Source organism: Curtobacterium sp. MCLR17_032, assembly GCF_003234795.2.
Lineage (GTDB): Bacteria > Actinomycetota > Actinomycetes > Actinomycetales > Microbacteriaceae > Curtobacterium.
This window is the reverse complement of sequence record NZ_CP126268.1, coordinates 2,801,091-2,821,930: the sequence shown is the minus strand read 5'-3', so window position 1 is coordinate 2,821,930 and position 20,840 is coordinate 2,801,091. Positions and strand designations below refer to the sequence as shown.

The window sequence follows — 20,840 nt, the reverse complement described above, 5'->3', positions numbered from 1 at the left end:
GCCCGTGTGGGTGACCCAACGAAGAGCGGGACTGGCATTCTCGGCCCGATCCGGGACGTGCAGCGGCGTATCCGCAACTTGGAGAAGGCGGTCCGGCTTCGGTTGAACGTCGGTGGCCTGTTCGCGACGGGGGATGTGTCAGCTGGCGGAAACGTCACTGGGGCGTACGTTGCTGCGTACGCCGGAGTGAGTGGCCTGTTCGTTCGTGCTGTGCTAGGTATCACTGGACGGTCGGGGACCTTCACTGACAGCGTGCAGTCGCCGGGGGTGCGGCAGAACATCCTCACGAACGTGCCAGTGCAGATGTACGTGGACGCTGACGGAAACTTCGGCATCGCCGCGTCAACTCGTGCGAAGAAGAACATCGGGTCGGACTACGCCGTCGACATGACGAAGTTCCTCAACATCACGCTGAAGAACTGGGCGTACAAGGACAACCCATCGTCGGTCGGGATGGGTCCGATCGCGGACGACCTCGACGCGGCCGGTCTGCGTGAGTTCGTGATCTACAGCCCGATCGACGGATCCATCCAGGGTGTTCGCACGGACATGCTGATCGTCGGCTTGTGGTCGGCGTACGTGCAGTCTCGAGCGTCCACGTTGAAGCGGATCAGCAACCAGTCACATCAGGTGAAGACGGTCACGAACATGACCGCTCTCGCGCTGGGCGGCACGAAGGCGTACCCGATCGTCTGGGATGCAACGTTCGTGGATGCCGACTACCTGGTGACCGCATCGGTGTACTCGTCGGCTGGCATCCCGCTGACTGGCGTGTCCGCGTCCTGCCTGCCATCAGCACGCACGGCGACGGGCTGCACGGTGCAGGTGACGTCCGGCGTGACGCTGCTGGCCGGTCAGACGCTCGTCGTCGAAGCGATCCACATCTGACCCACTCACTCTCTCGAGCCGTCCCTACTGGGGCGGCTCTTCGTCGTTGAAGGAGGGCCGGAATGGCCTGGTACCCGATCGGGGAGTCGTCGTACGGCGACCTCCGCGGACAGATGCAGTACGTCAACTCGGAGCGGATTGCGCAGCAGTGGTTGTCGTTGGTCCGTGACTTCTGGGCACGGTTCGGCTACCGACTCAGCCCGAACGAAGCACGCCGCAGCCGCAGCCGACAGTCGCTGCTGTACAACGCGTACCTCCGCAACGGCTACCCCAAGGCCGCGTATCCGTTCACGTCACGCCATGACGAGGTGTTGCACGGCAACGCGATCGACATGGGCGTCACCGACGCAGCCGGCAGGAACCGTGCACTGACGGCCGCGGAGTTTGCCTGGGCGCAGCAGCGGGCCGAGCTCCGCGGCTTCACGTGGACCGGACGCAACTTCGGCGAGCCGTGGCACATCGAAGGCGCAACTCGCGCTGAGCACTTCCCGCCGTACCCCGGGATCACCGTCAGCAATGCGCTGGGCATCTCGCCGGTGCCGGCCCCGGAGCCGAAACCGAAGCCGACCCCGAAGCCGGCAACCACCACACCTGTAGGAGACATCGTGAACACGTTCATTGTCCGCCTGGGATCCAAGAAGGTCCCGTTCCTTGTCAACCCCGAGACCATGCGCTGCATGCAGCTGAACGAGACCCAGACGTCGTTCTGGAAGGCCCGTGGGCTGCAGGAGCAGCGCGACGGCCAGTCGCCGGCCATCGTGTCCAGCTTCGAACGTGTCAGTGGGAAGGGTGCTGCCTGATGGGTGACCACGAGAAGCAGGCAATCGCCGTCGAACCCATCTGGTTCCAGACGCAGCGGGTCCTCCGCACCGTCGTACAGGTTGGCATCCCCGCGTTCATCGCGTTCGCCGGTGTGCTGCCGACGATCATCTCGGCGGCTGGTCTGCCGGTCGACGGGAAGGTGTACCTGTGGCTGGTCTCTGCAGCAGCTGTTGTGACGGCGGTTGCTGGTGGCCTGTCCCGGGTGATGGCGATCCCGGCGGTGAACCAGTGGCTGACGACGATCGGCCTGGGGTCGGTTCCGAAGGCGGCAGCGGTTCGTCAGGCGACTGCGAAGCAGGTCGGTGAAGTGTCGCCGCCGCAGATCGTTGACGGCTCCGACCAGGTCAGTTGACTGACCGTAAGGGGGAGCGCGTGCACACTGTTTGGTCGAAGGATGCCCTGCCGCTGGTGCCGAAACGGTTCCGCCCCATCTTCACTGTGTTCCTCCCCATCGTGAACGCGTGCTTGCTGGCGTTCGCGATGATCGCCCTGTTCGTCGGGTCGCGGGTCGTCGAAGACTTCACCCTGCACTGGTTCCCACGTGCTTGGGCGGGTGAGATCGCGCTTGGTGCAATCCTCGCCAGCATGGGGCTGATCTTCTGCCTCGACTGGGTGGAACTGATCGGCAAGGGCATGCTCATCATCGGCCTGTCCACGTACGCGTATCTGCTGGGTGTGAACGTGGACGACGGGTCAGCATCTTCGGGGCTGTCGATCACCCTTGTTGTGCTCGCTGATGCGTTCCTGCTGGTTCGCGTCATCGACATCGTCGGTGAGATCGGCCGCAAGGAGGCGGATGCAAGCGCCAGTCGTCGAGTGCAGCGGAAGGGGAACGGATGAGTGACCCGGAAACCACACGCACCCTGATCGTCACGGCTGGGTCTGTTCTCGTCGCGATTGTTGCGTCCCCGTTCGCCGTGTTCGGTGTGCGTCGTGCACGGGAGAAGCGGCGTGATGAGGTCACTGATGAAGAGCAGGAAGCGGTCGCTCGTTGGTCTGCTGACCCGGGCCAGTTCGTCAAGGATGTGCTCGAGTCGAACCGGCAGATGCAGGCGGAAGTGAAGAGCTACCGCGATGAAGTGCAGGCGCTCCGTGAAGAGCTCGGCGCGTTCAAGCGTGAGGACCGCAAGTTCCGTACCGCGCTCGCTCGTTGGGTGGGTCACATCATGAACGCGTGGGGTGTGGAACCGGAGATGCCGTACCCGGAAGGCGAAGACGCTGTGACGCTCGCCGACGTGATCCCCTCCGCCCTCGAAGCGACGCGGCCCCGACCCGCACACTGACTCACCTTCTGCGGTGCGCACCGCATGACTTGAAAGGCCACCATGGGTACCCCACAGATTCCGTCCGTTGACTCGGACACCAAGCAGCTCCCCGACGCGGTGCGAGCGCGCGTGGCAAACAACCTCAAGGACCCCGGCACACCCGAAGGCACCGCAATGGCGGCTCTGCTCGCCGGTGTGAGCTTCAACCCGGCTCGGCAGTTCGTGTACTTCGGTGACTCCTGGGGCACCCAGCTGTACCAGGGAACTGACCCGCTTCCGAACATGGCGATTGCCCGCCTCGGTGCGAACCTGGTGAAGAACTACGCCGTAGCAGGCGCGATCATCGGGCCGACAACTCAGAACAGCGGCAACGCAACTGACGCTCAGGTCATCACGGCTCAGAACGACACGTCGTACAACAAGGCGAAGATCACCGACGTGATCGTCCTGGCGGGCGTGAACAACATTGGCGGCTACCTGCCGACTGTTGACCAGGCACGTGGTCACTTCCAGGGTATAGCAGCGCTGTACCCCAACGCACGCCTGTGGTTCGCTACTGATGCGAAGAAGGCGATCAACAACGCGGGCGACAACGACCCGTGGCGGTGGTACAACCGATTCTTTGAAGGTGCAAGCCTTGCCGGCTACGCCGTTGCCGAGTGGTCACCGATGTGGACGTGGTCTGCTATCCGTGACTCCGCGGCTTGGTGGGACCCGGCGTCCTCCACGGACTCGTCACGGCACCCAACTGCTGCGGGCTTCACTGCTGTGGCCGCTCGGCTAGCTGGGTTCCTTTCAGGGGAAGCGCCGCGACCGTACTTCAGGGTGCCCACTGCTCTGCATTCAAACGCTGCGGCGCTCATGTCAGCGCAGGGTGTCTCTGGGACACCCACACTGTCCACAGATGGCACAATTGTGGATGGCTCGATGCTCCGTATGAACGTGTCGATCGGCGGCATGGACGCACTTGCTTCCGTTGCAACAACCGCCTATCAGCCGATCCTGCAGATCCCGACGTCGTACATCCCGATCGGCGAATACCTGATGGCACCGGCCGGATGCCGTCTGTCTTCGGGGACTATGGACTTCACGTATGCGATGCGAGTGAACGTTGATGGCCCCGGGGTTGTGAGTGTTGACCCGCGGCTGCTGAACAACCACGTCGGCTACTTCGTCCTCCGGGCGGACCTGCCCCTTACAACGGTGAAAACCGCCGACTGAACTGAGAAGGCCCCCTCGAACTCATCGGAGTTCGAGGGGGCCTTTCGGCGTTCGCGGGCTACGCGGAGAGGACCTTCTCGACGGCCTGCGCCCACAGGGTGAAGCCGTCCCGGTTCGGGTGCACGGCACCGAGAAGCAGCTTTGAGTAGTCGTCCTGGTCAAGGAACACGTCGAGCACATCGACGACTGCGTAGCCCTGACGCTTCGCCGAGGACATCCACGCGCGGACGTTCGTTTCCTGCGCCGGCCCGAGGGTGCCACCCTCGTCCTCCTGAGGGTTCTGCCCGATGACGATGACGGCCGCCGTGCTCATCGTGCCGGTGATCTTCTTCAGGAGGTCATCTCCGGCGGTGGCGAGCTTGCCCGCGGCGACGTTGTGGCCGTGGTTGATGAACGCGAGGTCAAACGCGGCTCCGTCGACGGGGACGAGCTTGTCCCAGTTGGTGAGGGAGTAGGTGATGTCTTTGCCCTCGGCTGACCCGTTCCAGATGACGATGGGCGCGTTCGCGCCGGCACCGATGGTCTGCACGGGCTGGTACGCGTTCGGCTCGACGCGGACGGACCACTGGTGCAGTTCGACTGGTCGGTCGTACTTGTCGGACATCCACTGCGCGGTCTGTCCGACCCAGTTGTCGTCGATCGCGCCGGTGGAGTCGCCGATGACGGAGATGGTGAAGGGTCGGTCGTTCTGCTCAAGCAGTGTGAGCGCATCTGCGGGCTGCTTTTTCGAGGCGATGGGGGCGCTGCTGAACGTCGGGATCGGTCCGGCGACGGCGTTCGCGCTGACTCGGGCGGAGCTGACGTGCTGCATCGCAAGGATGACGAGCATGACGGCCATGATCGCGACGAGCACGATGATGATGGCCCGGTACGAGCGTGCGAACCAGGTGGTGAAGTTCCCCATAATGCCCAATCGTAAGTGCTGCTCAACAGTTGCCCCGCCCCCTCTTTCGAGGGTGGCGGGGCGCTGTTGCTGTTTTCGTGGTTAGCGCCGCACCTTCAACTGCCGATGCGTCACCCGATCGCGGGTCAACCACAACCGGTGAGCATGCCCCATGTGAACCAACTGCACCAGCACGAGGTCGTCCGTCATCGCGTCCACGAAGCCCGGGAGACGCTGCCACCCTGTGCGGCTGAACTCGACGCGCACCCACACCGGCCGGTGGTCAACCCACTCTGACCACTGCACTCCTTCGACGCCGAACGGCTGATCCTCAGGCGGGTCCGGGTGCTGCGGCGGCGACCACTCGTACTGCGGCATGAACTACCGGGCAGCTTCGAGCCGCTTGTCTTCCAGCGACAAGTTGAACCCGTCATCCGGGTGGTACGTCCATGACGCGTCAATACCCTTCCACCGTGCGTCCTGCATCCCGTCCAGCGCACGCGTGTTGAACATGCGGTCCTTCGTCGCCGCCGACACATGCAACTTGTCGAGGACGCAGATGACGTTCGCGATGTTCACGTGCGTCGACAACGGGTCAGGGTCAGACTCAGTCGACAAGATCAACGAAGCACCCTTGTCCGCGTACTCGAGGCCATCATGACCCGACGCAACATGACACTTCTCGGTCGCCGCCTTGAACCGCGGCGTCGGAGCAACAGCCGGCGACGACGCGCAACCAGCAAGCACAGACAGCAACACGGCAGCCGACAGCACAGTCAGGCTGTAAGTACGAAGACGCCCCATGAAACTGAGTATGACGCAGGGTGGCCGACATTCACACGCCCACATCGAGTGTCAGACGCCAGACGGACGTTCACATACGCCCCTCGTTGTGGGGTACTTTGAGCGTCGGCTACACCTTCGGCTACACCGAAAGCCCTGATCCTGGGCCGGCAGCGGGACTTGAACCCGCAACCCCCGTATTACAAGTACGGTGATCGCCCCCCCCCCCAAGCGGGAGGGGCTGTTTTTGCGTGGCATGCTGTGGCACGATGCCACACGCTACGAACGGGAGCGTGACCGTTTAGGCCAGTGGTCACCCGAAAGGACGCCTAAGTTGCCCGCAAGACGCCACGGGTGTGGGTTCGAATCCCACACCCTCCGCTCCAGCGTTCCGGTCGTGACCGATGAGGGGTCCCCGCAGGGCCACGGGTGAGGGCACTGCGCCGACCTAGCGTCGAGGGCATGGACATCACCACACGCTCCGTCGCCGTCATCGGCGGCACCTCCGGCATCGGCCTCGAACTCGCACGGCGTTTCCGCGATGCGGGCAGCCGGGTCGTCATCGGCGGCCGTCGAACCGACGTGCTCGACCAGCTCGCTGCCGAGGGCTTCGGTACCGTCTCGATCGACGTCACCGACGACGACTCCGTCACCACCGCCCGCGACACCCTGCTCGAACTGCTGCCCGACCTGGACACGGTCATCACGATGTCGGGCATCGGCGTCGCCGAGGACCTCCGCGACCCGGCGCACTTCATCGACGACGCCCGGATGGTCGACGTCAACCTGCTCGGCACGATCCGGGTCGTCGACGCCTTCACGCCGCACCTGCTCCGACAGGGCAGCGGCACGATCGTCACCGTGAGCTCGGGCATCGGCTTCCTGCCGTTCCCGTTGATGGCGACGTACGCCGCCACCAAGGCGGCGGTGCACGCCTACAGCGAGGCGCTCCGAGCGCAGCTCGCCGGAACCGGGATCGACGTCGCCGAACTCGTGCCCCCGGCCGTGAACACCACGATGGGCGCCAGCAACCCGAACGCGCTGGACCTCGGCGACTTCGGTGCCGAGGTGATGGCGCTCCTGGCACAGGACCCCACCCCGCACGAGCTCTTGGTGCAGGGTGTCCTCATGCACCGGTGGGCAGAACGTGACGGCACGTACGACGACCTGGTCACTCAGCGCTCCCGGGCTCTGGCGACGCTGCCCGGACGGTCGGGCTCAGCGGCGTGACACGCGACGGGGACCCGACCGCGACGCCGACGAACCCGCTCGGCGCGTACCTCCAGGCACGGCGTGGACTCGTCACACCGGAGCAGGTCGGGCTCCCCGCCGGTGGGGTCCGGCGCGTACCGGGCCTCCGCCGTGAGGAGGTCGCGATGCTCGCCGGCGTCAGCACCGACTACTACCTCCGTCTGGAGCGAGGGCGGGACACCCACCCGTCACCCCAGGTCCTCGACGCGCTCGCCCGGGTGCTCATGCTGGACGACGTCGAACGCGCGCACCTCTCGCACCTCGCCGAACCCGTCCGACGTGCACGTCCCCGTCGCACGGCCGAGAGGGTTCCAGCCCGTCTGCACGCACTGCTGGCCGCACTCGATGTCCCGGCGTTCATCGAGGGGCGGGCGTTCGACGTCCTCGCGGCGAACGACCTGGCGACCGCGTTCTCGCCCCGGCTCCGGGTCGGTGAGAACCGGTTGCGCTCCCTACTGCTCGACCCGGAAGAGCGGGTGTTCCACCGCGACTGGGAGGGGACCGTCGCGAGCTTCGTCGGAGCCTTCCGGCACTCGGTGGCCGACGAGGTCCATGACCAGCGGGTCGTCGAACTCGTGGGGGAGTTGTCGCTGGCCAGCGGGCGCTTCCGGCAGCTCTGGGCACGGCAGGACGTCCGGGTGCTCGAAGGCGATTCGATGACCGTCGACCACCCGGTCGTGGGGGAGCTGCATCTGCACCGGGACAAACTGCCCGTCGACGGGCTGCTCCTCGTGCTCTACTACGCCGACCCGGGCAGCGCGAGCGCCGAGCGGCTGGGCATGCTCGCGTCGCTCACCCACGCCACCAGATCGGGGGCATGAGGCGGCTCCCCGACCACGGTACGGTTGTCGGCGGAGTGTACGGGTCGTTCTGTGCACGGCCTGCAGGACGGACCACGGGGGAAGCACGACCATGACCACGCCGACGTCGGTCCCCGGCCGCGGACCGGACCGCCGCACCGCGATCCTCGAGGCCGCCGCCGTCGAGTTCGACCGCCAGGGCTTCGGCGCCGCGAGCATCTCCGGCATCGCCAAGGCCGCCGAGGTCAGTCAGGGCGCCATCCACTTCCACTTCCGCACCAAGCAGGCCATCGCCCTCGCGGTGATCGACGAGCAGAACGCCCGCACGTTCGAGGCGGTCACCTACGACGGGCCGTCGCCGCTGGGCGGGCTGGTCGAGGCGTCGCGGACGATCGCGGGCCTGCTGCTCGACGACCCGGTCGTCCGCGCCGGCATCCGCCTGTCGCTCGAGAACCGGGTCTTCGCCGGTGCGACGTCGTCCTTCTACGACCAGTGGATCGCCAGCGTGGTCGACGTCTTCCGCCTGGCGGTCGCCGCCGGCGAGGTCGGCCCGACGGTCACTCCGGAAGCGCTCGGCGCCACCGTCGTCCCGTGGTTCACCGGTGTGCAGCTGGTGTCCGACGTCCGTGCCGCGCGGGTCGACCTGCTGCCGTCCGTCGCGACGATGTGGCGCGTCCTCGCCCACGCCTGCGTGGTCCCGGCGCACCGCGACCGGTTGCTGGCGGTCGTCGACCGCGCCTTCGCCTGACCTGTCGCCGCAAGCCTGACCTCCAGTCATCGGACGGACCTCTCGCGCCAGCGTGGTGCCGGACGCATGACGGGAGGCCCGGACCGGCCCCGGTGGGCTGGTCCGGGCCTCCAGTCCGGTCGTGTCGTCGACGTCAGTCGGTCTTCGCGACCCGCTTGGCGCGTTCCTTGACCTGCTCCTCGCGACGCTTGTCGCGGGCCTTCTGCGCCTTCTCGCGACGCTTCGCCCGCTTGTTCTCGCGCTCGTGGTGCTCGACGTCCTCGGAACGCTTCTGCCGCCACGGCTCGGCGGCCAGGTCCGGGCCGTCCCAGACCTTGATGGCACCCCAGGCGGCGGCGAGCAGCGGCACCGAGATGATCGCGCCGGTGATGCCGGCGAGGACGGTGCCCGCGGTCAGGCCGACCAGGATGACCAGGCCGTGCAGGCGCAGGGTCTTGCCCATCAGCACCGGCTGCAGGAGGTTGCCCTCGAGCTGGTTGACGACCACGACGATGCCGACGACGATCAGCGCCGGCACCGGGCCGAGGGCGACGAGGGCGACCAGCGCGGCGAGGATGCCGGCTGCGGTGGCGCCGACGATCGGGATGAACGCGGTGATGAAGACGATGACCGCGAGCGGCAGGGCGAGGGGGACGCCGACGATGGCGATGCCGACGCCGATGCCGATCGCGTCGACCGCGGCGACGGTCGCGGTGCCACGGACGTAGCCGCCGAGGGTGGAGACGACGCGGTCACCGACACGACGGGCGCGGTCGTACGAGGCGCCGGTGAAGGGGCGGAGCAGGAACTCCCAGATGCGGGGCCCGTCCTTGAGGAAGAAGAACAGCACGACGATCATCAGCACCAGGCCGGTGAGGAAGTTCGCCGTGGCGGATGCGCCGGCCAGGGCACCGGAGCCGAACTTGGCGCTCGTGACGAAGTCGGTGGCGGTCTTCACCGCGTCGTCGACCTGCGAGTCGGAGATGGCGAACGGCAGGGTCTTGCTGAAGTCCTGCAGCTGCTGGAAGCCCTCGACGGCGGACTTCTGCAGGCTCGACCACTGGTTCTCGACCGCGACGACGATGAGGTAGCCGAGCAGGCCGAGGACGACCAGGACACCGAGCAGGACCGTCAGGGTCGCGAACACCGACGGGAACCCGTGCCGGCGCAGCCACGAGACGACCGGGTGCATGGCCGAGGCGATGATGAGCGCCAGGAGCACCGGGATCGTCACGACGCCGAGCACCTGACTGGCGTAGACGATGCCCGCGGCGATGACGATCAGGATGATCAGCTGCAGGCAGCGGGTCGCCAGGCGCCCGAACGAGTCCGACCAGGCAGCGCGCACCCCGGTCACCGGCTCGGTCGGTGGCGTCGTCGGTGGGGCAGCGGCGGAGGAGCGGAAGAACGGCATGACGCCGACGGTACAGACGCACAGGTGGGTGCGCCGGGGTTCGGTGCGCTCAGTCCTCGACGAGGTCGCGGTCCCGGAACCACTTGAGCAGCCAGGCGGCGCTCGTCCGGTCGAACGACCGCGGGAAGTCGAGGGTGCCGGACAGGAACGGGCTGAAGCCCTCGACGGACGCGATGTCGGAGTCGTCGAGGCCCCGGTACGCCATCGACCAGCCGTCGAACCGGCGGCGGTCGATGTCCTCACGGATCAACGACTTGACGGTGTGGTGGCGGGGGTCCCGCTCGATCGCGGCGAACCGGTCGTCGACGCTCCACGCCGGACCCTCGAGCAACTGCATGAACCGGCCGCCCTTGACGACGAGCAGGCCGGAGACGCCGAGCGCCTCGTTCCGCAGCCGTGCACCCGCGAGCATCTCCATGAGCTCGTCCTCGCCGAACTCGTGCGTCGCGACGCTCATGTAGACGATGGAGACCAGCACCAGGGCATCTTCGCTCGCGCGTCCGGGTCGGCACAATCGTGTCCGGAATCTGCACCCGGACGCACGCCTAGGATCGTCCTCATGGCGACCGTCCTCCTCGTCCGGCACGGACGCACCACCGCGAACGCGACCGGACTCCTCGCTGGCCGGACCGCCGGGATCGCGCTCGACTCCGTCGGCAAGCGGCAGGCCGCCGCCACCGCGGAGCGCATCGCCGCCGTGCCCCTCGCTGCCGTCGTGTCGAGTCCGCTCGAGCGCTGCCGACAGACCGCACGGGCGATCACGGCCTTCCAGCCGGGCGACCCGCAGCAGTTCGTCGAGCGCGGCATCATCGAGGCGGACTACGGCGACTGGCAGAACCGCAAGATCAGCGAACTCGCCACCGAACCCCTGTGGCGGGTGGTGCAGTCGAACCCGAGCGCGGTCGTGTTCCCCGGCGGCGAGTCCATGCAGACCATGCAGTCCCGCGCGGTCGCCGCGATCCGCCGGATGGACGCGCAGATCGAGGCCGAGCACGGCGCGGCCGCGGTGTGGGTCGCGGTGAGCCACGGCGACATCATCAAGTCCGTCCTGGCCGACGCCCTCGGCATGCACCTGGACCTGTTCCAGCGCATCTCGGTCGGACCGGCGTCGGTGTCGATCGTCCGCTACGGCGAGGCCCGGCCGGACGTCGTCGCGACGAACACCGAGTCGGGGGACCTGTCGTGGCTCGCCCGGGCCGCGGCGCCGAGCGCGGATGCGGTCGTCGGCGGTGGGGCCGGGCACGAGGAGCCGTCATCGTCCGCCGAGCGTCCGGACCCGACCTCTCCCTGAACGGTCGGAGCCGCACGCTCCTACAATGCGGGTATGCCCCCCATCGTCCACGGCTTCGACTGGCCGGACAGACTCGTCGTCGGCACGATCGGACGCCCGGGCGAGCGGTCGTTCTACATCCAGGCCCGTGACGGCCGCCGTGTCGTCAGCGTCGCCATCGAGAAGGAACAGTCGGCCGTGCTGGCCGACAAGATCGACGAACTCCTCGACGAGGTCGCCACGGTCGAGGACAACCGCTTCAGCGTCCCGGACGCCGCACCCACCGAACTCCGCGACGGCGAGCCGCTCGACCAGCCCGTCGAGCCCGAGTTCCGCGCCGGTGCCCTGAGCCTGGGCTTCGACCCCGCCACCGCGCAGGTCGTCATCGAGGCGTACCCGATCGAGGACGACGTCGAGGTGTTCACCGAGCCGACCGGCGACGGCGACGAGGTCGAGGCGGTCGTCGAGCTGTCAGAGCCGAGCGAACTGCTGCAGGTGAAGATCCCGGTCGGCAGCGCCCGCGCCTTCGTCGAGCGCACACGCGAGGTCATCGCCGCCGGACGACCGAGCCCGCCCGACTTCCCCGAGCTCGGATGACGTTCGGTCCTGATGCCGCCGGCGCCGCGGTCCCCAGCGCGCCGGGTGAGCTCCGGATCACCGGACGCATCCGCGAGGCCTCGAACGCCACCTTCCTCGCCCGGCTCGACGGCGAGAACGTCGTCTACAAGCCGATCGAGGGCGAGAAGCCGCTGTGGGACTTCCCGGACGGCACGCTCGCCGGGCGTGAGGTCTCCGCCTACCTGGTGTCCGAGGCGCTCGGCTGGGACGTCGTGCCCGAGACCTGGATCGGCGACGGCCCCTTCGGCCCCGGCATGGTGCAGCGGTGGCAGGACATCGACCCCGAGCAGGACGCCGTGGACCTGGTCCCCGCCGAGGACGCCGCCATCGCGGTCGCCGAGGGCACCGTGCGCGAGGTGCTCGACGCCGTGGACGAGAACGACCAGGCCGTGACCCTGGTGCACGAGGACTCGGTCGCCCTCCGGCGCATGGCGGTCTTCGACGTCGTCACGAACAACGCGGACCGCAAGGGCGGCCACGTCCTGGCGATGGCCGACGGGCACCGGTACGGCGTCGACCACGGCCTGACCTTCCACGTCGAGCACAAGCTCCGGACGGTGCTCTGGGGCTGGATCGGCGAACCGCTCGACGAGGACGAGCTGGCGGGGCTGCAGCGGCTGTCCGAGGCGCTCCGCGGGCCGCTCGGCGAGACCCTGCGCGAGCACCTCACCGACGACGAGCTGTCGGCCCTCCGCGGACGGTGCGCCGCGCTGGCCGCCGTCGCGATGTTCCCGCCGCCGGACGGCTACGGGCCGGCCGTGCCGTGGCCGGTCTTCTGACCCCGCCCGCCTGCTGACCCACCCTGCGTGACGGACTGGAGGCGCGTACCGGGCCCGGTACGCGCCTCCCGTCCGTCAGGTGACCGGTCAGCCGAAACGGGTGAAGGGGCTGCCCCACAGGCCGTCGTCGCCGGGGCCGCCGCCGCCGAACCCGCCGAAGGCGGAGCCGGAGCCGCGCCGGGCGCCGAGGTAGGAGCCGACCACCGCGACGCCGAGGTCGTCGTTCTCCGGCGCCGTGACCGTGCCCTCGACGCGGCGGGCCATGCCGTCCACGAACCGGGCGAGCCCCGGGTCGTCGCCGAGCCGGAAGAACGTCGTCTTCGCGCCCAGGCGGTGGGCGTTCTCGAGCTCGCGGACACTCAGCGCGATCGTCACCGGGTCCGGCGGGTAGCTGAAGTACACCTGCCCGTTCGGCTCGAGGTGCGACGTCGGCTCGCCGTCCGTGACGATGAGCAGCACCGGCTGGGCGTTCGGGTGCTTCCGGAAGTGCCGGTTCGCCAGCAGCAGGGCGTGGTGCAGGTTCGTGCCCTTGTCCCACATCGCGTCCAAGCCGACGAGCTGTTCGACGTCCATGACCTCGGCTTCGCGACCGAACGCGATGAGCTGCAGGTCGTCGCCACGGAACCGGGTCGAGATGAGCGTGTGCAGCGCGAGGGCGGTGCGCTTCATCGGGACCCAGCGGTCCTCCATCGCCATCGAGAACGACGTGTCGACGAGCAGGGCGACGGCGGCCTGGGTGCGGGCCTCGGTCTCCTGCACCTCGACGTCCTCGATCTGCAGCCGCACACCGGCGCCGGTCCGGGGTCCGTCCCCGGCGGTCCGGGTGAGCGCGTTCGTGATCGAGCGGGTGACGTCCCAGGGCTCGGTGTCGCCGAACTCCCACGGACGGGTCGACCCGGAGCGGTCCCCGGCAGCACCGGCACGGCGGAGGTCCCGCGCACCCTGCCGACCCGACATCCGCTCGGCGACGTCCTTGAGCAGGCTCTTGCCGAGCTGCCGCATCGCCTTCGGGGTCAGCCGGAGCTGGCCGTCGCTGCCGCGTTGCATCGCGCCCGAGTTCCGCAGCGCCTTCTCGAGCTGCTGCAGGGTCCGGGCGTCGACGGCTGCCTGGTCGCCGAGCTGCTGTGCGAGGGCGTCGAGGTCCAGGTCGTCGAGCTCGGATCCGGGGCCGACCTGGGCGAGCTGGTCGGCCAGGGCGTCGAGGTCGGCGATGTCCTGGAACACCCCGGTGCCGTCGCCCAGGCCGAGTCCCTGCTCGCCGTCCATGCCCTCGGAGCCGCCCCAGTCCTCGCCGGGTCGCAGGGCGCGGAGGTTCTCGTCGAGCTGGGACAGCGCCCCCATCAGCGCGGGGGAGCCGAACGCCTGCTCGGCCAGCGCATCGAGTTCATCCCGCTGCTCCTGCGTCATCGAGTTCCGCATCCGCTGGGCGGCGGCGGCACGGGACGCCAGGTCGTCGAGCAGTTCGTCGACGTTCTGCGGGTTCGACGGGAACTGGTCGCCGTGCTTCGCCATGAACTCGTCGAACTGCTCCTGGCTGTCCTCGCCCCGACGGTGGGCGTCGAGCAGCTCGTTGAGGTCCTGCATCATCTGCGCGACCGCGGCCCGGTCGTCGTCGGTGGCGTTCTCGAGCGCCTGCTTCATGCCCGCGAACCGCTGGTCGAGCATCTCGCGGCCGAGCAGGTCCTTGATCTGCTCGTACTTCTGTCGGGCCGCCGGGCTCTTCCAGTCGTAGCCGCTCAGTTCGCTGACCGCGGCTGCGGGCGAGGCGGGCAGGCTGTCGAGCTGCAGTTCGGCCAGTGCCCGGTCGCCGTCGTCCATCGCCGTGTCGCGGGCGAGCTGTCCGCGTTCGGCCAGGACAGCCTGGTCGAGGAGCTGCTTGATCTCCTGCAGGGTGCCGTCGAGGTTGTTCTTGCTGGTGAGCTCGCGGCGCTTCTCGGCGACGAGTCGGGCGAGGTCGTCGAGCCCGCGCTGCGACCGTCCACCGCGTCGGAGGAACTCCCGCATCGCACGCTCGGGCGAGGTGCCGGCCATCACGTCCTGCCCGATGGCGTCGAGCGCCTCGGACAGGTCGGCGGGCGGCGCCAGGGGGTCCGGGCCGCCGTCGTACTTGCCGTACCGGCTGTCGCGGCTCAGCCGACGGTTCGGGCGGCTAACCACGGGTCACCCCGTCGGTACCGCTGTCGGTGTCGGTGTGCACCGGGTCACATCCCATACGCTGCTTCGCCCCCGCCGGACTCCTTGCTGATGCGGCGGGCGAGGAACAGCCCCTCGAGTGCGAGTTCGATCGCGCCCGCACGCTCGCCGTCGGACGTCGCGTCGAGGCGCTGGCAGACCTGGTCGTAGAGGTCGGACTCGCCCAGGGAGGGCAGCCCGGCGAGGAAGTCCCGCGCGCTGACCTGTTCGCCGGTGGTGACCATGGTGCCGCCCTCGAGCGCGTCGACGAGCACCCCGAAGTCCAGTCCGCGGAAGCGCGAGCGGACGGTCTCGGCCGTCGCGGTGCGGAGCAGGTGCTCGAGGACCTCGTCGGCACGGTCTTCTTCACCGGACTCGAACTCGATCTTGCCGCCCAGGACGTCGACGGCGGTCTCGAGGTCGATCGGGCGGGCGACGGCGTCGGACTCACCCTGCCGTGCGGCGCGGTGGACCGCGGCCGCGGACACCGTCTCGGCACCGGCGATCGAGAAGCGGGCGCTGACACCACTGCGCTGGTCGACGGCGCTCGACTCGCGGAGGGCCCGGGTGAACCGGGCGAGGATCTCGATGAGGGCGTCCGGGACCTCGGCCGTCAGCTGCGCCTCTTGCCGGATGACGGCGATCTCGTCCGTGAGCTCGATCGGGTAGTGCGTGCGGATCTCGGCGCCGAAGCGGTCCTTCAGCGGGGTGATGATCCGGCCGCGGTTCGTGTAGTCCTCCGGGTTCGCACTCGCGACGACGAGCACGTCGAGCGGCAGGCGCAGGACGTACCCGCGGATCTGGACGTCGCGCTCCTCCATCACGTTGAGCATCGCGACCTGGATGCGCTCGGCCAGGTCGGGCAGCTCGTTGATCGCGACGATGCCCCGGTGGCCGCGGGGGATCAGGCCGAAGTGGATGGTCTCCGGGTCGCCCAGGCTGCGGCCCTCGGCGACCTTCATCGGGTCGACGTCGCCGATCAGGTCCGCGACGGAGGTGTCCGGCGTCGCGAGCTTCTCGACGTAGCGGTCGTCGCGGTGCACCCACGAGATCGGCAGGGCGTCGCCGAGCTCCTGCGCCCGGCGGATGCTCGCCGTCGTGATCGGTTCGTAGGGGTGCTCGCCGAGTTCGGAGCCGGTGATGACCGGTGTCCACTCGTCCATCAGGCCGTTCAGGGTGCGGAGCAGTCGGGTCTTGCCCTGGCCGCGCTCACCGAGCAGGACGACGTCGTGCCCGGCGATCAGGGCGCGCTCGAGCTGCGGGATGACGGTGGTCTGGAAGCCGTGCAGGCCGGGCCAGGGGTCGCGGCCCTCACGGAGGGCGGTGAGCAGGTTGTCGCGGATCTCGGCGCGGACCGACTTCTGGACGTGCCCAGCAGCGCGGAGCTCGCCGACCGTGGAGGTTGCAGGTCGGTTCACGGGCGCCACGGTACGCCCGCCCACCGACGGCGGCAACGGAACGGGAGGCGCGTGGCGGCGCCGCCCCGCGCCTCCCGTCCGGCACGCCCGCGCGGAGACGCCCCCGTCTCCGGTCGACGCCGCGTCAGCGCCGAGACGCCGCCGGATGTGGCGGTGTCTCGGCGGGTCGGAGGCGCCTCGAACAGACGCCCCCGTCTCGGCACCCCGTCAGCCGAACAAACGGCGGGACGCGATCTCGGCGCCCTCGACGAGTGCGCCGAGCTTCGCCCACGCGACGTCGGACGCCACGAACTCGTAGCTCGCGAACGTGGCGAGCCCGCAGTCGGTGCCGGCGACGATGCGGGTCGGGTCGCCCACGGCCTCGGCCGCCTCGACGATGCGGTTCGCGACGAGCTGCGGGTGCTCCAGGTAGTTCGTCGTCACGTCGATGACCCCGGGCACCAGGACCGCGCCGTCGGGCAGCGGCAGGTCGCGGAACGCCGGGAACTCGTGCGCGTGCCGCGGGTTGCCGAACGGGATGCTGAAGGACCCGACCTCGGCCCGGTACAGGTGCGGGAGCAGCACGTCGACGGGGACGTCGTCCTGGTGCGGCCCCTGCCAGTTGCCGTAGCAGACGTGCAGCCGGGTCTGCTCCTTCGGGATGTTCCGCAGCGCGTGGTTGAGCGCGTCGACGTGCAGGTCGACGGCCGCCAGGAACTCGTCGAGCGAGGCGTCGCCGAAGTGGATCACCCGTTCCATCGCCAGGTCCGGGGCGTCGAGCTGCAGGACGTGCCCGCGGGCGACGATCTCCTCGTACTCGACGCGGAGCTGCTCGGCGAGGGCGAAGACGTACTCGCGGTGGTCGGCGTAGTGCGGGTTCGCGTCGTCGAGCAGCAGCGTGGTCGCGACGATCCCGGGCGTCGCCGCCGAGAGGAACGTCCCGGCCGGGGTACGTCCGGCAGCGGCGTTCCGGTCGAGTTCGCGGGCGAAGCCGTCGAGGTCCTCGCGGATGCCGGCGCGCTCCTCGTCGTACTGCAGCAGCCCCTGGGCGACCGGGGTGTCCCAGACGCGGGCGAACTCGGCACCCTCGTCGATCTGACGGGCCTGGAACGCGGCGTACTCGGGGAACTTCACCGAGTCGAGCGTCGGCTTGCGGTGCCCCGTCCCGCCGAACCCGGACAGACGCTCGCGGATGTACGTCGAGAAGCCGACGCGGGGGACCTCGCCGTCGTTGACGACGTCGATGCCGGCGTCGAGCTGCGCGTCGACGGTGCGCGCGAGGACCGCGGCGGTCTCCTCGCGGAGCGCCTGCTCGTCGAAGGGCTTGCCCTGGTCACGGGCGACCAGGAGCGCGCTCAGCTCCGGCGTCCGGGGGAGGGACCCCGTGTGGGTCGTGAGGATGCGGTCGGTCGAGTTCTGCAGCGGCACGCGACCACGCTACTGACTGGAGGCCCGTGGCGGGCCGGTCCCGCGCCTCCAGTCCGTCACACCCCGGTTCCGGGGCCGGTTCTCGCGGACCGTGGACCTGAGCGGCGGCTGAGGCGTACGTTCCGATTCTGCGGCAGCCGAAGGGGCAGGCCGCGGGAGGAGCATGCGCATGACGAGCGCCAGCGGAACGAGAGACGGATCGGTGACGAGCCTGGTCCCGGCGAGGATGGACCGACTGCCGTGGACCCGGTTCCACTGGAGCGTCGTGGTCGGCCTGGGGGTGTCCTGGATCCTCGACGGCCTCGAGATCCAGATCGTGTCCAACGCCGGGTTCAAGGCGGACCTGGGCCTGAGCAACCAGGACGTGGCGTCCCTCGGCAGCATCTACCTGGTCGGTCAGGTCGTCGGCGCCCTGGTCTTCGGGCGGCTGTCCGACAAGCTCGGTCGTCGCAAGCTGTTCATCCTGACGCTCGCGATCTACCTGATCGGCTCGGGTGTCGCCGGCCTCGCGCAGGACTTCTGGTTCCTGGCGGTGTTCCGTTTCGTCGCCGGTCTCGGCATCGGCGGTGAGTACGCGGCGATCAACTCCGCGATCGACGAACTCATCCCGGCCAAGTACCGCGGTCACGTCGACATCGCGATCAACGGCACCTACTGGGGCGGTGCGGCCCTCGGTGCCGCGGCGAACATCTACCTGCTCGACACGGCGAACTTCTCCGAGAGCATCGGATGGCGGATCGGGTTCTTCCTCGGCCCGGTGCTCGGCATCGCGATCATCTTCCTGCGGCGGCACATCCCGGAGAGTCCGCGGTGGCTGATGACGCACGGCAAGGAGCAGGACGCCGAGGACACCGTCGCCCGGATCGAGGCGGAGGTCGAGAGGGAGTCCGGCAGGAAGCTCGAGACCGTGCCGCAGTCGAAGGCGCTGACGGTCACCCCGATGGACAACGTCGGGTTCCTGACCATCGCCCGCGTGCTGCTCAAGCAGTACCCGACCCGTACCCTGGTCGGCGCGACGATGATGATCACGCAGGCGTTCCTCTACAACGCGATCTTCTTCACCTACGCGCTGGTGCTGACGAACTTCTTCGGGCTGAAGACCGCCGAGACGTCGGTCTACTTCTTCCCGTTCGCGATCGGCAACCTGCTCGGCCCGATCATCCTCGGTCGTTTCTTCGACACCTGGGGTCGGCGGCAGATGATCTTCCTGACGTACCTGGTGTCCGGGCTCGTGCTCGCGACGTCGGCGTTCCTGTTCCGGGCGGACGCGATCAGCGCCGGTGTCCAGGTCGTGTTCTGGTGCATCTCGTTCTTCTTCGCGTCGGCCGGAGCCTCGAGTGCCTACCTGACCGTCAGCGAGATCTTCCCGCTCGAGCTGCGGTCGCAGGCGATCTCGTACTTCTTCGCGCTGGCCCAGGTCTTCGGTGCCATCGCCCCGCTCATCTACGGCGCCTTCATCGGCGACGGCTCGGACCGTGAACCGCTCTTCTGGGGGTACCTGCTGGGGTCGGCGGTGATGATCATCGGCGGGGTGGTCGCGTTGGTCTTCGGGGTCGATGCCGCCCGGAAGGGGCTCGAGGACATCACGCAGCCCCTGTCGGTGCTGACCGGCAAGGACAGCGCGGACTCCGGACCCGGCTCCGGAACGGGAGGCCCGTCCACCGCCGGACGCGCACCGGACGCCGGGCGAAACTCCTGATGCAACATGTTTAGCGGCGGCTGTCGCGTCCTGTGACCCTCGTGACCACGGCCCCGCCCGGGGCCGTGGTCACGGAGGATCCGATGCACGACACCACCCCACCGGCGGCATCCCGCCCGACAGGACAGCAGGCTGTCCTGCACAGACGACAGTCCGACACGGTTGTCCACCGAGCCGCCGACGGATCCCGTCATCGGAGCCGCCGTGCACGACGGTGACCTGATGACCGGACTCCTGCGTGCCGACAGCGACACGACCAGCGCCAGCGACCCGCTCGGGGTGCCGCGGAACCTGCTCCGCGACGCGGTCTTCGAGAGGATGCTGCGCAGCATCCTCTGCGGTGAGTACCGCCGCGGACAGCGCCTGCGACTCGACGCCCTGGCCGACGACATGCGGGTGTCGCGGACGCCGGTGCGCGAAGCCCTCGTGCCGCTCGAGGCCCTGCGGCTGGTCATCGTCCAGCGCTACGTCGGGGTCGTGATCGCCCCGTGGACGATCGGCCAGATGGTCGAGCGCACCCGGATCGCGCAGTCGATGCTCGTCGACCCACCGACCAGCTGCGCGCGGTCGGACGAGCCCTTCGACCCCGCTGTCCTGCGCGACTGCCTGTCCGAAGCCGGCGCGTTCGTGGAGCTCGCGGTCTGGGTGCTCCGACGCTCCGGGGCTCCCGTCAGCGCGGACTGGCTGCGGTCGCAGCAGCCGGTGCTCGACGTGTTCCACACGGACGACATCGCCCGTGCGAACGGCATCGACATCGCCGCCGACTGGACCAAGCGGATGCAGGTGCTCAAGGCCGCGCGGACGGCAGCGCTCGCCGACGACGTCGACCTGTGTGCCGTTCGGCTGATCGAGCTGTCCGAGCTGCTCATCGCGCTGCCGGAGCGGTTCCGGAGCGCCGAACGGTTGCGGACCGTCGAGACGGCATGACCCGGGGGCGGCCTCGCGCGGGGCGCGGAACGAAGTCGCTCCCCGGGCGGGCGCTGACGATCGGGGGCGTCAGGCCCAGGCCACGGGGAGCGACGTCTGGGTGCTCTTGCTGGGTGCTGTGTCTGCTGCACTTGCTGGGTGCTGTGTCGCGGCGACGAGGGTGTGACGCCTCGGAATGTGATGCCACGTCACGATGAGACTATGCATCGGGGTACACAACGGCAACCCCCCATCGTCCCCACTTCGGGGGACCGGTCGATCTCCGTCGGTGCCGCCCCTCGACCGGGCGGACCGGCGGCTCCGATCCCGGTGCCCCAGTCGGGTCGAGAGTCCGCCCGACCTCCTGTATGCTCTTGGTCGAACACCTGGAGACGTCGCATAGTCAGGCCGAGTGCACCACCCTGCTAAGGTGGAGTCCCCTCTAGGGGACCGAGGGTTCAAATCCCTCCGTCTCCGCACTCCACGAAACCCCGGTCTCGCGCCATGCGAGCCGGGG

22 protein-coding genes and 2 tRNA genes are annotated in these 20,840 nt (G+C 68.8%); 15 read left to right on the top strand and 9 right to left on the bottom strand.

Translation table 11 applies throughout. The features are described 5' to 3' along the window. Positions 1 to 6: 6 nt before the first annotated feature. From DEI97_RS13335 to DEI97_RS13310, 6 genes are all read left to right on the top strand, one after another. Positions 7 to 888 (top strand): hypothetical protein, encoded by an 882-nt coding sequence (locus DEI97_RS13335; protein ID WP_146248120.1) that lies wholly within the window; start codon positions 7 to 9, stop codon positions 886 to 888. Between the two features lie 62 nt (positions 889 to 950). After that, positions 951 to 1,688, top strand: a complete 738-nt coding sequence (locus tag DEI97_RS13330; protein ID WP_111074579.1) for a M15 family metallopeptidase domain-containing protein — start codon at positions 951 to 953, stop codon at positions 1,686 to 1,688. Then, entirely contained in the window at positions 1,688 to 2,062 is a 375-nt protein-coding gene (locus DEI97_RS13325; protein ID WP_181439213.1) for a hypothetical protein, read from the top strand. Before DEI97_RS13330 ends, DEI97_RS13325 begins: the two co-directional genes overlap by 1 nt. Before the next feature lie 20 nt (positions 2,063 to 2,082). Beyond that, positions 2,083 to 2,550 (top strand): hypothetical protein, encoded by a 468-nt coding sequence (locus DEI97_RS13320; RefSeq protein ID WP_146248121.1) that lies wholly within the window; start codon positions 2,083 to 2,085, stop codon positions 2,548 to 2,550. Further along, positions 2,547 to 2,993, top strand: a complete 447-nt coding sequence (locus DEI97_RS13315) for a hypothetical protein (protein WP_146248122.1) — start codon at positions 2,547 to 2,549, stop codon at positions 2,991 to 2,993. The genes DEI97_RS13320 and DEI97_RS13315 overlap by 4 nt, the downstream gene beginning before the upstream one ends. A gap of 111 nt (positions 2,994 to 3,104) precedes the next feature. Further along, positions 3,105 to 4,196, top strand: a complete 1,092-nt coding sequence (locus DEI97_RS13310; RefSeq protein WP_146248123.1) for an SGNH/GDSL hydrolase family protein — start codon at positions 3,105 to 3,107, stop codon at positions 4,194 to 4,196. A 58-nt stretch (positions 4,197 to 4,254) separates the two neighbouring features. Here DEI97_RS13310 and DEI97_RS13305 read toward each other — a convergent pair whose 3' ends face one another. The 4 genes from DEI97_RS13305 to DEI97_RS13290 form a co-directional block, all read right to left on the bottom strand. Continuing rightward, positions 4,255 to 5,100: an SGNH/GDSL hydrolase family protein gene (locus tag DEI97_RS13305; RefSeq protein WP_111074583.1), complete on the bottom strand. Its 846-nt coding sequence runs from the start codon at positions 5,098 to 5,100 to the stop codon at positions 4,255 to 4,257. Between the two features lie 81 nt (positions 5,101 to 5,181). Continuing rightward, positions 5,182 to 5,457, bottom strand: coding sequence for a hypothetical protein (locus DEI97_RS13300; protein ID WP_111074584.1), 276 nt, complete (start codon positions 5,455 to 5,457; stop codon positions 5,182 to 5,184). A 3-nt stretch (positions 5,458 to 5,460) separates the two neighbouring features. Then, a complete protein-coding gene (locus tag DEI97_RS13295; RefSeq protein ID WP_146248124.1) occupies positions 5,461 to 5,883 on the bottom strand; it encodes a hypothetical protein in 423 nt (140 codons plus the stop codon). Positions 5,884 to 6,025: 142 nt separating this feature from the next. After that, positions 6,026 to 6,091 (bottom strand) — tRNA-Thr (locus tag DEI97_RS13290). A gap of 233 nt (positions 6,092 to 6,324) precedes the next feature. Here DEI97_RS13290 and DEI97_RS13285 point away from each other — a divergent pair. The 3 genes from DEI97_RS13285 to DEI97_RS13275 all read left to right on the top strand — a co-directional run bounded on the left by DEI97_RS13285 (position 6,325) and on the right by DEI97_RS13275 (position 8,661). Continuing rightward, positions 6,325 to 7,092 carry an SDR family oxidoreductase gene (locus DEI97_RS13285; protein WP_111074586.1) on the top strand — a complete coding sequence of 256 codons (768 nt, stop codon included), beginning with the start codon at positions 6,325 to 6,327 and terminating at the stop codon, positions 7,090 to 7,092. Continuing rightward, the gene (locus DEI97_RS13280; RefSeq protein ID WP_111074587.1) at positions 7,089 to 7,934 is read left to right on the top strand and encodes a helix-turn-helix transcriptional regulator; all 846 of its coding nucleotides are present in this window, start codon (positions 7,089 to 7,091) and stop codon (positions 7,932 to 7,934) included. The genes DEI97_RS13285 and DEI97_RS13280 overlap by 4 nt, the downstream gene beginning before the upstream one ends. Positions 7,935 to 8,025: 91 nt before the next feature. Next, a complete protein-coding gene (locus tag DEI97_RS13275; protein ID WP_111074588.1) occupies positions 8,026 to 8,661 on the top strand; it encodes a ScbR family autoregulator-binding transcription factor in 636 nt (211 codons plus the stop codon). Between the two features lie 133 nt (positions 8,662 to 8,794). On the opposite strand, the gene DEI97_RS13270 is transcribed toward DEI97_RS13275, so the two are convergent. Then, positions 8,795 to 10,054 carry an AI-2E family transporter gene (locus tag DEI97_RS13270; protein WP_111074589.1) on the bottom strand — a complete coding sequence of 420 codons (1,260 nt, stop codon included), beginning with the start codon at positions 10,052 to 10,054 and terminating at the stop codon, positions 8,795 to 8,797. Positions 10,055 to 10,103: 49 nt separating this feature from the next. Further along, positions 10,104 to 10,532: a BLUF domain-containing protein gene (locus tag DEI97_RS13265; RefSeq protein WP_111074590.1), complete on the bottom strand. Its 429-nt coding sequence runs from the start codon at positions 10,530 to 10,532 to the stop codon at positions 10,104 to 10,106. Between the two features lie 81 nt (positions 10,533 to 10,613). Here DEI97_RS13265 and DEI97_RS13260 point away from each other — a divergent pair, with 81 nt between their 5' ends. From DEI97_RS13260 to DEI97_RS13250, 3 genes are read left to right on the top strand one after another with little or no spacing between them, the layout of a single operon-like run. Then, positions 10,614 to 11,345 (top strand): MSMEG_4193 family putative phosphomutase, encoded by a 732-nt coding sequence (locus tag DEI97_RS13260; RefSeq protein ID WP_111074591.1) that lies wholly within the window; start codon positions 10,614 to 10,616, stop codon positions 11,343 to 11,345. A 33-nt stretch (positions 11,346 to 11,378) separates the two neighbouring features. Then, on the top strand, positions 11,379 to 11,921 hold the full coding sequence (locus DEI97_RS13255; RefSeq protein ID WP_111074592.1) for a DUF3090 domain-containing protein: 543 nt from the start codon (positions 11,379 to 11,381) through the stop codon (positions 11,919 to 11,921). Next, a complete protein-coding gene (locus tag DEI97_RS13250; RefSeq protein WP_111074593.1) occupies positions 11,918 to 12,721 on the top strand; it encodes an SCO1664 family protein in 804 nt (267 codons plus the stop codon). Before DEI97_RS13255 ends, DEI97_RS13250 begins: the two co-directional genes overlap by 4 nt. Before the next feature lie 87 nt (positions 12,722 to 12,808). Here DEI97_RS13250 and DEI97_RS13245 read toward each other — a convergent pair whose 3' ends face one another. The 3 genes from DEI97_RS13245 to DEI97_RS13235 all read right to left on the bottom strand — a co-directional run bounded on the left by DEI97_RS13245 (position 12,809) and on the right by DEI97_RS13235 (position 17,718). Further along, entirely contained in the window at positions 12,809 to 14,878 is a 2,070-nt protein-coding gene (locus tag DEI97_RS13245; protein WP_258376678.1) for a vWA domain-containing protein, read from the bottom strand. Between the two features lie 44 nt (positions 14,879 to 14,922). Continuing rightward, positions 14,923 to 16,311, bottom strand: a complete 1,389-nt coding sequence (locus DEI97_RS13240; protein ID WP_181439214.1) for a MoxR family ATPase — start codon at positions 16,309 to 16,311, stop codon at positions 14,923 to 14,925. A 207-nt stretch (positions 16,312 to 16,518) separates the two neighbouring features. Then, positions 16,519 to 17,718: a cobalamin-independent methionine synthase II family protein gene (locus tag DEI97_RS13235; RefSeq protein WP_258376679.1), complete on the bottom strand. Its 1,200-nt coding sequence runs from the start codon at positions 17,716 to 17,718 to the stop codon at positions 16,519 to 16,521. 169 nt (positions 17,719 to 17,887) lie between these two features. Between DEI97_RS13235 and DEI97_RS13230 the strand changes: the two genes are divergently transcribed. From DEI97_RS13230 to DEI97_RS13220, 3 genes are all read left to right on the top strand, one after another. Further along, a complete protein-coding gene (locus DEI97_RS13230) occupies positions 17,888 to 19,417 on the top strand; it encodes an MFS transporter (RefSeq protein WP_253464284.1) in 1,530 nt (509 codons plus the stop codon). A gap of 222 nt (positions 19,418 to 19,639) precedes the next feature. Further along, positions 19,640 to 20,344: a GntR family transcriptional regulator gene (locus DEI97_RS13225; protein ID WP_111074643.1), complete on the top strand. Its 705-nt coding sequence runs from the start codon at positions 19,640 to 19,642 to the stop codon at positions 20,342 to 20,344. A 367-nt stretch (positions 20,345 to 20,711) separates the two neighbouring features. Continuing rightward, a tRNA-Ser gene (locus DEI97_RS13220) sits at positions 20,712 to 20,800 on the top strand. The last annotated feature ends 40 nt before the right edge of the window (positions 20,801 to 20,840 follow it).